Below are 11,428 nucleotides of genomic sequence, written 5' to 3'. Positions count from 1 at the left end.
GACTCTCAACAGCATCGTTCGTTGGGGGATCAATGTCATCGTTCGTCATCGCTGCGGCCCTGGTGGCCGCGGCCGGGAATCCTGCGCCTTCCGCCTCCGCGGCGGAGCCCGAACCGGCGCAGACCGACATCGTCGTCACCGGCCTGCGCGACCGCGACGGTTACGTGCCGCAGGACACCGCGCTGGCGAAGGTGCCCGCCCCCTTGCGCGACGTGCCGCAGTCGATCGCGGTCGTCACGGCCGAGGTGCTGCGCGATCAGCGTGCGCTGTCGGTACAGGACGCGCTGAAGAACGTCCCCGGCGTCGGCTTCTCCTCGGGCGACGGCCAGCGCGATCAGGTGACGATCCGCGGCTTCAGTGCGATCGCCGACCAGTTCGTCGACGGCTTCCGCGACGACGGCCTCTACTTCCGCGACCTGTCCAACGTGGAGCGGATCGAGGTCATCAAGGGGCCCGCCGCGGTCCTCTATGGCCGCGGTTCGTCGGGCGGGCTCATCAATCGCGTCACCCGCAAGCCCGATGGCGACGTGACCAGCGTCACCCTGTCCGCCGGCTCCTACGACAATTATCGCGGCGAGTTCGACCTCGGCCGGCTGGATGCCGACAGCGGGATCGGCGTTCGCGTCACCGGGGCGCATCAGGAAAGCGACAGCTTCCGCGCCCAGGGCGTGCTGCGCCGCACCGCACTCGCCCCCTCGTTCGTCTTCGGCCGCGGCAAGGACACGTCGCTGCTGATCCAGGCCGACTATCTGGTCGACCGCCGCGTCAACGACTTCGGCATACCGGCGGTCAACGGCCGCCCCGTGAACGTCGATCCGTCGACCTATTACGGCGCCGCCAACGCCCGCGATGCCGATGCGGTCCGCTCCGAGGTGCTGTCGCAGGCGGTGACCTTCCTCCACCGCTTCTCCGCCGATCTCAGCTTCCGCAACGGCTTCCGCCGCTACGACTACGGCCTGCGCCGCCGCAATACGCAGCCGAGCGCGGTGAATGCGGCCGCGGGCACCGTGACGCTCAGCCACGGCGGGATCGACCGCGACGAGGAAGGCTGGTCGAACCAGGCGGAGCTGACCCAGACGCTCCGCCTCGCCGGCATGCGCCATACCGTGCTGTACGGGATCGAGATCGCGCGGCAGGTGAAGGACGCCCGGACGATCGCCACGCGCATCGTGGCGACCACCGCGCTGGTGCGCCCCGTGAACCCCGTGGTCGACAACGCCACCTTCACCATTCTGTCGGCCAGCCAGCTCAACCGGCTGGATACCACCGGCCTCTACGTTCAGGACATGGCGGACCTCGGCCATGGCGTGAAGGCGCTGGTCGGCCTGCGCTACGACGACTATCGCCAGCGCACCGAGCAGCGCCTGCCCGGCCAGACGCCGCTGGCCCGCACCGACCGCAACTGGAGCCCGCGCGCCGGGCTCGTCTTCCAGCCGGACGACGCGCAATCCTATTACGCGTCGTGGAGCCGCAGCTTCCAGCCCTCCGCCGAGCAGTTCGGCCTCGCCGCCAACAACACCGACATCGCCCCGGAGGAAACCGTCAACCGCGAGATCGGCGCGAAATATACGCTGCTGGGTGGGCGGCTGAACGTGCAGGCCGCGGGCTTCGTCCTGAAGCGCACCGGGATCAAGGGCACCGATCCCACCACGAACCGGATCCAGCCGATCGGCACCCAGCGCACCCGCGGCGTCGAGCTCTCGGCACAGCTCGACCTGACCACCGGGACGAAGGCGATCGCGGGCTATTCCCATCTCGATGCGACCGTCGTCGCCTCTGCCACGCCGTCGCTGGTGGGCAAGCGCGCCACGCTGACGCCCCAACATCAGGCGAACCTGTTCGTGACACAGACGATCGCGCAGCGCTTCGGCATCGGCGCGGGCGGCAATTACGTCGGCGACCGCTGGGCCGATCCGGCCAATACCACGGTGCTGCCCGGCTTCGTCACCGCCGATGCGCTGGCATGGGCCGACATCGGCCCGGTCCGGCTACAGGTGAACGGCTACAACCTGTTCGATCGCCGCTACATCGTGTCGGGCCACGGCACCTCGCCGCTGCTCAACATGCCCGGCACGCCGCGAACGGTCATGGTGACGGCGCGGTTCGGGTTGTAGAGGCACGGCACCCCGGGTTTGACCGAAACCTCTGCGAAACTCAGTTCCTCGTTCCCCGGCGAAGGCCGGGGCCCAGCTGGGGGACGGCGATAACAGACAGAAAAGCCACGCCAACTGGGCCCCGGCCTGCGCGGGACCTTTGCAAAACGGGCGCAACAGCATCGACCCCACGCCGTGCTCCTGCGCAGGCAGGAGCACAGGGCCCAGCAGAACAACGCCTTATGGGACCTGCAACCCTGGGCTCCTGCCTACGCAGGAGCACGGTGTAGCCCTTTTTGCAAAGGTCCCGCCTTCGCCGGGGAAAGGCGAAATTGTCAAGCGATCCACGACTTTCGCAGAGGTCTCGGTTTGACCCGGGGTGACGGCGCCCTCAATACGATCGCCCGACCAGCACGCGCTCGACCGCCGCGTCGCCGGTGAAGATGCAGGCGCCATCCGCCGCCGCCTGCCCCATCGGCGCGTTGCGCAGCGTCAGCTTCAGCGACTTCAGCCGTTCCACAACCCGGTCGAGCGCGGGTCCGGTCGGGCGCGACCATTGCACCTCCAGCCAGCCGGGGTTCTTCACCCCTTCCGCGAAATGCTTCTCCACCTCCGCCCACTGCATCGCGGGGGCGATATTGGCGTCGAGCCGCGCCTTCGCCTCGGCGAAGAGCGCCTGCTGAATGTCCTCCAGCAGCGCCCCGACGCCGCTCGCGAACGCCTCCTTTCCGGTACCGACGCTGTCGAGCTTCCCATCGGCGCGGTACAGCCGGTCGCGGCGGATGACGGAGACGTTGCCCGCCGCCATGTCGCGCCCGCCGACCTCGATCACGACCGGCGCGCCCTTCTTGACCCAGCCCCAGCGCTTGTTGGTGCTCTTCACCGCCTTCAGGTCGAGCAGCGCGCGCACCGGCTCGCCGAATGCGGTCTGCGCCGCCAGCGCCTGTTGCAGCGTCTTGCAATAATCAACCAGCGCCGCATCCTCCGGCGCGTCGCGCAGCATCGGCACGATCACCACCTGCCACGGCGCGACGCGGGGCGGCACGCGCAGCCCGTCGTCGTCGCCGTGCACCATGATGAGCCCGCCGATCATCCGCGTCGACACGCCCCAGCTGGTGGTCTGCGCCAGCTCCAGCTCGCCGCTGGCATTCTGGAAGCGGATGTTCTGCGCCTTGGCGAAGTTCGTCCCCAGAAAGTGGCTGGTGCCTGCCTGAAGCGCCTTGCCGTCCTGCATCATCGCCTCGATCGACCAGGTGCCGACCGCGCCGGGGAAGCGCTCGTTCTCCGGCTTCTCGCCCGCCACCACCGGCAGCGCGATGCAGTCCTCGGCGAAGCTGCGATAGACCTCCAGCATCTTGAGCGTTTCCTCGCGCGCTTCATCGGCCGTGGCGTGCGCGGTATGCCCCTCCTGCCAGAGAAATTCCGCGGTGCGCAGGAACATGCGCGTCCGCATCTCCCACCGCACGACATTGGCCCATTGGTTGATGAGCACCGGCAGGTCGCGCCACGATTGTACCCAGCGCGCGAAGGCGTGCCCGATCACCGTCTCGCTGGTCGGGCGCACGACCAGCGGTTCTTCCAGCTTCGCGGCGGGGTCGGGGATCAGCCCGCCCTTCCCGTCGGCGACCAGCCGGTGATGGGTGACGACCGCCATCTCCTTGGCGAACCCCTCGACGTGATCGGCCTCCTGCTCGAAATAGCTGAGCGGGATGAACAGCGGGAAATAGCAATTCTCGTGCCCCGTCGCCTTGATACGATCGTCGAGCAGCCGCTGGATACGCTCCCAGATGCCATAGCCCCACGGCCGGATCACCATGCACCCGCGCACGCCGGATTCCTCGGCCAGATCGGCCTCGGTGATGACGGACTGATACCAGGCGGAGAAATCGGCCTCGCGGGTGACGGGAAGAGCGTGTTTCATGGCGCAGCGCCCTACATCCCCCGCGCATGGTCGTCCATCGTCACGGGGGTTTCGCCCGCGCCCCGGGTGCGGCAAGGGCAAGGGCGTGTCCCAGGATCGCATCCTCCTCGCCGTCGCGCTGCGGCTGACCTCGGTCGCGCTGCTCGCGATGATGAGCGCCACGATCAAGCTGGCGCAACAGGGCGGCGCGCATCTGGCCGAGATCCTGTTCTGGCGACAGGCGGGCGCCGCGATCCTGGTCGCCGCGATCGTCGCCGCGGGGCCCGGCTTCGCCAGCCTGCGGACGCAACGGTTCGGCGCCCATACCCTGCGCACCGTCATCGGGCTGACCGCGATGGCGCTCACCTTCACCACGCTCATCCTGCTGCCGCTGGCGGAGGCGACGACGATCGGCTTCTCGATGCCGATCTTCGCGACCGTCCTGGGCGCGCTGGTGCTGAAGGAGCCGACCGGCTGGCGACGCTGGGCCGCGGTCGCGACCGGGTTCGCCGGCGTCCTGATCGTGACGCAGCCGTTCGGCTCCGGGCATCATATCCCGCTGCTGGGCGTGCTGACCGGGCTGACCGCAGCGGGCGGCACCGCGACCGTCTCGATCCTGCTGCGCACCATCGGCCGCACCGAGAAGACGCTGACGACCGTGTTCTGGTTCTCCACGCTGTCGCTCGTTCCGCTCGGCATCGCCTATGCGATGACGGCGCAGGCGCACACCGCGGCGATGTGGGCGACGCTGATCGCGGTCGGGCTGCTGGGCGGGGTGGCGCAGCTCGCGATGACCGCGTCGCTGACCTACGGTCCGGTCTCCACCGTCGTGCCGATGGACTATACCTCGCTGATGTGGGCGACGCTGCTCGGCTGGCTGCTGTTCGACCGCCTGCCCGCGCCCGCGACCTGGATCGGCGCGCCGGTCATCATCCTGTCCGGGCTCTATATCGTCTGGCGTGAACACGTCCGCCGCCGCGAGGAAACGCTCCAGGCGACCGCGCAGGGACTGGTCTGAACCCCTGAGGCTCCACCCCGGCGAAGACGGAACCTTTGCAAAAGGGATGCAACAGCGCCAGGTCCGGCCGTGCTCCTGACTTTACAGGAGCACGGTGGAGACTTTTGCAAAGGTCCCGCCTTCGCCGGGATGGGGACAAGGCAAAGTACTACTCGGCCGCCTCCGCCTGCGGCGCGACCGGCGGCTTCCACGTCAGCACCGGCTTGCGCGCCGCCAGCGTCTCGTCCAGCCGGGCGCGCGGGGCGAAGTGCGGTGCGGTCTTGAGCGACGGATCGCCCGCCTTGGCCCGCTCCGCCACCGAACGCAGCGCACCGATGAACTGGTCCAGCGCGGCCCGGCTCTCGGTCTCGGTCGGCTCCACCAGCATCGCCCCATGCACCACCAGCGGGAAATACATGGTCATCGGGTGGAAGCCCTCGTCGATCAGCGCCTTGGCCGCGTCGATCGTCGAGAAGCCCGCGGCGAACCCCTTATCGGAGAAGATCGCCTCGTGCATGCACGGCCCGGCGCCCGCGAACGGCGCGTCGAGTACGTCCTCCAGCGAGCGCAGCACGTAATTGGCGTTCAGCACCGCATCCTCGGCGACCTGCTTCAGGCCGTCCGCACCGTGGCTCAGGATATAGGTCAGCGCGCGGGTGAACATTCCCATCTGGCCGTGGAACGCGACCATCCGCCCGAACGTGTCGGGATGATCGTCGCCCGCGGTCTCTTCCTCGATCAGCTGGATATGGCCATCGGCCATCCGCGCGGTGAAGGGCAGCGGGCCGAACGGCGCCAGCGCCTCCGACAGCACCACCGGCCCCGATCCCGGACCGCCGCCGCCATGCGGGGTGGAGAAGGTCTTGTGCAGGTTGATGTGCATCGCATCGACGCCCAGGTCACCCGGCCGCACGCGCCCGACGATCGCGTTGAAGTTCGCCCCGTCGCAATAGACGTAGCCGCCCGCGGCATGGACCGCGTCGCTGATCTCCTTCAAATCGCGCTCGAACAGCCCGCAGGTGTTCGGATTGGTAATCATCACCGCGGCGACGTCCGGTCCCAGCCGCGCCTTGAGCGCCGCCGTATCGACGCGCCCGTCCGGCGTGGCGGGGATGTCCTCGACCGCGAAGCCCGCGAACGCCGCCGTCGCCGGGTTCGTGCCATGCGCGCTCTCCGGCACCAGCACGACCTTGCGGTGGCCCTCCCCGCGCTTCTCCAGCGCCGCCTTGATCGCCAGGATGCCGCACAACTCGCCGTGCGCGCCGGCCTTCGGGCTCATCGCGACGCCGTACATGCCGGTCAGCGTGATGAGCCACACCGCCAGCTCGTTGATGACGCCCAGCGCGCCCTGCACCGTGTGCACCGGCTGGAGCGGGTGGACGTCCGCGAAGCCGGGCAGCCGCGCCATCTTCTCGTTCAGGCGCGGGTTGTGCTTCATGGTGCACGATCCCAGCGGGAACAGCCCCAGGTCGATCGCGTAATTCTGCCGGCTGAGGCGCGTGTAATGCCGCACCGTCTCCTGCTCCGACAGCCCCGGCAGCCCGATCGGCGCCTTGCGCGTCAGGTCGCCCAGCCGCGAGCCCGCGACATCGCCCTCGGCGAAGTCCACGCCCGTCGTCTCGGTCGAGCCGATCTCGAAGATCAGCGGCTCTTCCAGCATCAAGGCCTTGTTGCCGGTGAACGTCGGTACGCCGTTCTCGCCCTTCACGGGCGCGGTCGGCTTCCAGCCGCTTGCGTTGATGCTCATGCCAGTGCCTCCTGAAGCGCGGTCGCCAGCGCCTCCACATCGTCCTGCGTCGTCGTTTCGGTCACCGCGACCACCAGCCCGTTCGCAAGGGCATCTTCGCCCGGGTACAGCCGCCCCAGCGACACGCCCGCCAGCACGCCGCGATCCGCCAGATCGCGCACGATCGGCCGCGCCTCGCGCCCCAGGTCGAGCGTGAACTCGTTGAAGAAGGTGTCGTTGACGACCGTCACCCCCGGCACCTTCGCCAGCCGGTCCGCCGCGCGGCACGCGCCGGCGTGGTTGATCGCCGCCAGCCGCCGCAGCCCCGCCTCGCCCAGCAGCGTCATGTGGATCGAGAAGGCCAGCGCGCACAGCCCGGAATTGGTGCAGATGTTGCTGGTCGCCTTCTCGCGCCGGATATGCTGCTCGCGGGTGGAGAGCGTCAGCACGAAGCCGCGCTGCCCGTTGGCGTCGACCGTCTCGCCGCACAGCCGCCCCGGCATCTGGCGGACGTATTTCTCCTTGCAGCCGAACAGGCCGACATAGGGTCCGCCGAACTGCAGGCCGACGCCCAGCGACTGCCCCTCGCCCACGACGATATCGGCGTCCATCTCGCCGGGCGCGCGGATCGCGCCCAGCGCGACCGGCTCGGTCACGACCGCGATCAGCAGCGCCTTGCTGGCGTGGCACGCGTCCGCCAGCGGCGTCAGGTCCGCGATACGCCCCAGGATGTCGGGATATTGCACCACCACGCACGAGGTATCGCCGTCGATCTTGGCGATCAGCGCGTCGATATCCGTCTCCGCGTCCAGCACCGGCAGCGCGGTGTCCAGCACGTCGCCGGTGTATTTCGCCATCGTCTTCGCGACCGAGACGTAATGCGGGTGCAGCCCGCCCGACAGGATCGCCTTGCCGCGCCGCGTGATCCGCCGCGCCATGCCGATCGCCTCCCAGCACGCAGTGGAGCCGTCGTACATGCTGGCGTTCGCGACGTCGGTCCCCAGCAGGCGCGCGACCTGCGTCTGGAACTCGAACAGCATCTGCAGCGTGCCCTGCGCGATCTCGGGCTGGTAGGGCGTATAGGCGGTCAGGAACTCGCCGCGCTGGATCAGGTGATCGACGCTCGCGGGCACGTGATGGCGATAGGCGCCCGCCCCCAGGAAGAACGGCACCTCGCCCGCGACCATGTTCTGCCGCGCCAGCGCGGTCATGTGGCGTTCCACCGCCATCTCGCTGGCATGCATCGGCAAATCGCGGATCGGCCCGTCGAGCCGCGCCGCCTCGGGCACGTCGACGAACAGGTCGTCGATCGACGACGCGCCGATGACCGAAAGCATGTCGGTCCGGTCGGTGGAGGTGAGAGGCAGGTAGCGCATGACAAATCAACTCCCCCCTCCCTTTCAAGGGAGGGGCCGGGGGTGGGTCGATGCCTGGTGGTACGGTTGGCAGTTGCGAGACCGGCGCGGTATCGCGAGCACGCCACCCACCCCCAGCCCCTCCCTGGAAGGGAGGGGAGTAGATCAGATTACAGCTTCGCGACGAACGCCTCGTACGCGATCTCGTCCATCAGCTCTTCCAGCTCGGCGGTGTCCGACAGCGTGATCTTGAAGAACCAGCCCTCGCCCTCGGGATCGCTGTTCACCAGCGCCGGCTCGTCGGTCAGCGCGGCATTGCCCTCCAGCACCGTGCCAGACACCGGCGAATAGACGTCGGAGGCGGCCTTCACCGACTCCACCACCGCGGCTTCGTCGCCCTTGGCGATGCGGCGGCCGTCCTCGGGCACTTCGACGAACACGATGTCGCCCAGCTGGCCCTGCGCATAATCGCTGATGCCGACGGTGCCGATGTCGCCATCGACGTCGATCCACTCATGATCCTCGGTGAAATAGCGGCTCATCTCACTTCACTCCTCGGAAGTAACGGTGGGGAACGAACGGCATCGCGGTGACGGTCGCGTGATGGACCTTTCCGCGCTGCACCAACTGAACGGTGGTGCCCGGCACGGCCATCGCCGCGGGCAGATAGGCCATCGCGATCGGTGCGCCGACGCTGGGGGCGAATCCCCCGGAGGTGACGCGGCCCACGGTGCTGCCGTCGCCGTCCACCACGCTGGCGCCCTCGCGCACCGGCTGCCGCCCTTCGACCAGCAGGCCGACGCGCTTCGACACCGCGCCCTGCTCGCGTTCCGCCAGAATGCGCTCCGCGCCGGGGAAATCCGCCGCCTCGCGCCGCCGCTTGAACAGCGCGAAGCCCAGATCCGCCATCACCGGCGTCGTTTCGGGGTCGAGGTCGTGGCCGTACAGCGGCAACCCCGCCTCCAGCCGCAGCGAATCGCGCGCACCAAGGCCGATCGGCCTGATCTCCGGCTGCGCGACCAGTGCGTCCGCCAGCGCCTCCGCGGCGTCCGCGGGCACCGAAATCTCGACGCCGTCCTCGCCGGTATAGCCCGACCGGCTGATCCACAGCGCATGCCCGTTCCACTCGAACGCGCCCGCCTGCATGAACACCATCGCCTCGACGCCGGGGATCACGCGCGCGACCGCTGCGACCGCCTGCGGCCCCTGCACCGCCAGCAGCGCATGGTCCTCCATCAGGTTCAGCGTCACGTCGTCGGGCAGACGATCGATCATATGGGCGATGTCGTCGTATTTGGTGGCGCCGTTGACCACCATATAGACCTGCTCCTCCGACTGCCGCGTCAGCATCAGGTCGTCCAGGATGCCGCCGTTGTCGTCCAGCAGCAGCGAATAGCGCGCACGGTTCATCGCCAGCCCGGCGATGTCCGCGGGCATCAGCGTCTCCAGCGCCGCCACCACGCCCTCGCCGGTGACGGTCAGCTGCCCCATGTGGCTGACGTCGAACAGCCCGGCGCTCTCGCGCGTCCACAGATGCTCGGCCATGATGCCGTCGTACTGGACCGGCATGTGATAGCCGGCGAACTCGACCATCCGTCCGCCGCGCGCGCGGTGCCACGCGTCCAGCGGCAGCGTCAGGATCTCGATCGGTTCGAAGCCGTCGTCGGGGTCGGTGGCCGCGTCGCTCATCACAGGTCTTCCGTCAGCACGAGGGCGGATACGATCCGCGCGGGCAACGCTGCCCGGCACGATGCGATCCGTTTCCCCCTCTGTCACGGAACCTGAGAGCTTTCCCCGGCCGATCGGCGGGTTACCCCTTCGGTGGGCGACCCGCGAACGGCCCGCCGCTTTCCAGAGTGTCGAGCAGGCCGGCGCGGTCCCTGGTGCCTGAGAGATTCCGGGGTGGTTGCTCCTTCGGCGGCGGATGCGCCTGAAAGGTGCCCCGCGCTCTCCCGCGCCTGCCCATGCCGGTCGCCCGGCATCGACCCCGCCGCTCTATCGCGCCTGCGAAGGGAGTCAATCGCCCGCGGAAGCATCCGCATGATGCACGCGAAGCCGCGAAGATGACGCGCGCGCGGCAGCACGCCATACCCCCTCACGACAGGAAGGCCGCGATCGCGGCAAGAAGGACATCTTCGCGGCTTCGCGTCTTCGAGCGAACCCATTCACCCCCGCCGCTCCAGGCCCCACGACACCGCCAGCATCGACAGCCCGCCCAGCGCCAGCCCCGCCCCGACCCACCCGGTCGAGGTCCAGCCATAGCCCGCCGCGATCGCCAGCCCGCCCAGCCAAGGCCCCAGCGCGTTGGCGGTGTTGAACGCCGAATGGTTCAGCGCCGCCGCCAGCCCCTGCGCATCGCCCGCCACGTCCATCAGTCGCGTCTGGAGCACCGTCCCCAGCGAGCCGCCCATGCCGATCGCGACCATCGCCACCATCACGGTCGCCAGATGCGGCGCGGCGAGCGGCCACAGCGCCAGCGATACCGCGCTCCACGCCAGCAGCCCCGCCGCGGTCGGCAGCAGCGCGCGGTCCGCCAGCTTCGGCACGATCAGGTTGCCCGCGGTCATCCCGACGCCGAACAGCATCAGCGCGAACGGCACCGTCCGCGGTCCCACCCCCGTCACCGCCAGCATCGTATCCGCCAGATAGGTATAGACCGCGAACAGCCCGCCGAACCCGATCGCGCCGATGCCCAGCGTCAGCCACACCTGCGGCCGGCGCAGCGCGGTCAGCTCGCGCAGCGGGCTTGCCGACGAATCGGCGCGGTCGCGCGGCGCGAACAGCGCCACCAGCGTCGCGGTCAACGCCGCCAGCCCCGCCACCACCAGGAACGACGCACGCCAGCCGACCGACTGCCCCAGCAGGTTGGCGACCGGAACCCCGACGACCGTTGCCACCGTCAGCCCCAGCAGCACGCGCGCGACCGCCTGCGTCCGCCGCCCCTGATCCACCAGCGAGGCCGCGACCAGCGTCGCGATCCCGAAATACGCACCATGCGGCAGCCCGCTCAGGAACCGGAAGAGCAGCATCATGCCATAGGACGGCGCCAGCGCGGACATCGCATTGCCGAACGCAAACATCGCCATCAGCACGATCAGCAGCGTGCGCCGCGCCATCGTCGCCCCCAGCACCGCCAGCGCCGGCGCACCGACCACCACACCCAGCGCATAGGCGCTGATGACGTGCCCCGCGGTCGGCGCGTCCACCCTCAGGTCGCGCGCCAGGTCGGGCAGCAGGCTCATCGTCGCGAATTCGGTCGTCCCGATCGCGAAACCGCCGACGGCGAGCGACACATGGATCAGGCCGACCGGCACCTGCGTCCGGTCGGCGATGGCGGTGGCCATGGCTCTTCCTCGT

General features: G+C 69.2%; 8 protein-coding genes and 2 riboswitches. Of the genes, 2 read left to right on the top strand and 6 right to left on the bottom strand.

What is annotated here, in order from left to right:
• Positions 1-62: 62 nt before the first annotated feature.
• Positions 63-2,114 carry a TonB-dependent receptor gene (locus PGN23_RS08625; protein WP_335302482.1) on the top strand — a complete coding sequence of 684 codons (2,052 nt, stop codon included), beginning with the start codon at positions 63-65 and terminating at the stop codon, positions 2,112-2,114.
• A 370-nt stretch (positions 2,115-2,484) separates the two neighbouring features.
• Here PGN23_RS08625 and proS read toward each other — a convergent pair whose 3' ends face one another.
• Positions 2,485-4,014: a proline--tRNA ligase gene (gene proS, locus PGN23_RS08620; protein WP_335302481.1), complete on the bottom strand. Its 1,530-nt coding sequence runs from the start codon at positions 4,012-4,014 to the stop codon at positions 2,485-2,487.
• Between the two features lie 85 nt (positions 4,015-4,099).
• Here proS and PGN23_RS08615 point away from each other — a divergent pair, with 85 nt between their 5' ends.
• On the top strand, positions 4,100-5,011 hold the full coding sequence (locus PGN23_RS08615) for a DMT family transporter (RefSeq protein ID WP_335302480.1): 912 nt from the start codon (positions 4,100-4,102) through the stop codon (positions 5,009-5,011).
• A gap of 148 nt (positions 5,012-5,159) precedes the next feature.
• Here PGN23_RS08615 and gcvPB read toward each other — a convergent pair whose 3' ends face one another.
• From gcvPB to PGN23_RS08590, 5 genes are all read right to left on the bottom strand, one after another.
• Positions 5,160-6,737 carry an aminomethyl-transferring glycine dehydrogenase subunit GcvPB gene (gcvPB, locus tag PGN23_RS08610; protein WP_335302479.1) on the bottom strand — a complete coding sequence of 526 codons (1,578 nt, stop codon included), beginning with the start codon at positions 6,735-6,737 and terminating at the stop codon, positions 5,160-5,162.
• Positions 6,734-8,092: an aminomethyl-transferring glycine dehydrogenase subunit GcvPA gene (gene gcvPA / locus PGN23_RS08605; protein WP_335302478.1), complete on the bottom strand. Its 1,359-nt coding sequence runs from the start codon at positions 8,090-8,092 to the stop codon at positions 6,734-6,736. The genes gcvPB and gcvPA overlap by 4 nt, the downstream gene beginning before the upstream one ends.
• 149 nt (positions 8,093-8,241) lie before the next feature.
• The gene (gcvH, locus tag PGN23_RS08600; protein WP_335302477.1) at positions 8,242-8,613 is read right to left on the bottom strand and encodes a glycine cleavage system protein GcvH; all 372 of its coding nucleotides are present in this window, start codon (positions 8,611-8,613) and stop codon (positions 8,242-8,244) included.
• Between the two features lies 1 nt (position 8,614).
• Positions 8,615-9,760 carry a glycine cleavage system aminomethyltransferase GcvT gene (gcvT, locus tag PGN23_RS08595; RefSeq protein WP_335302476.1) on the bottom strand — a complete coding sequence of 382 codons (1,146 nt, stop codon included), beginning with the start codon at positions 9,758-9,760 and terminating at the stop codon, positions 8,615-8,617.
• A gap of 70 nt (positions 9,761-9,830) precedes the next feature.
• Positions 9,831-9,934, bottom strand: a riboswitch (glycine riboswitch).
• A 1-nt stretch (position 9,935) separates the two neighbouring features.
• A riboswitch (glycine riboswitch) is annotated at positions 9,936-10,036 on the bottom strand.
• A gap of 200 nt (positions 10,037-10,236) precedes the next feature.
• Positions 10,237-11,415: an MFS transporter gene (locus PGN23_RS08590; RefSeq protein ID WP_335302475.1), complete on the bottom strand. Its 1,179-nt coding sequence runs from the start codon at positions 11,413-11,415 to the stop codon at positions 10,237-10,239.
• Positions 11,416-11,428: the final 13 nt, after the last annotated feature.

This window comes from Sphingomonas adhaesiva (genome assembly GCF_036946125.1).
GTDB lineage: Bacteria > Pseudomonadota > Alphaproteobacteria > Sphingomonadales > Sphingomonadaceae > Sphingomonas > Sphingomonas adhaesiva_A.
This window is presented reverse-complemented; position numbering and strand designations above follow the sequence as displayed.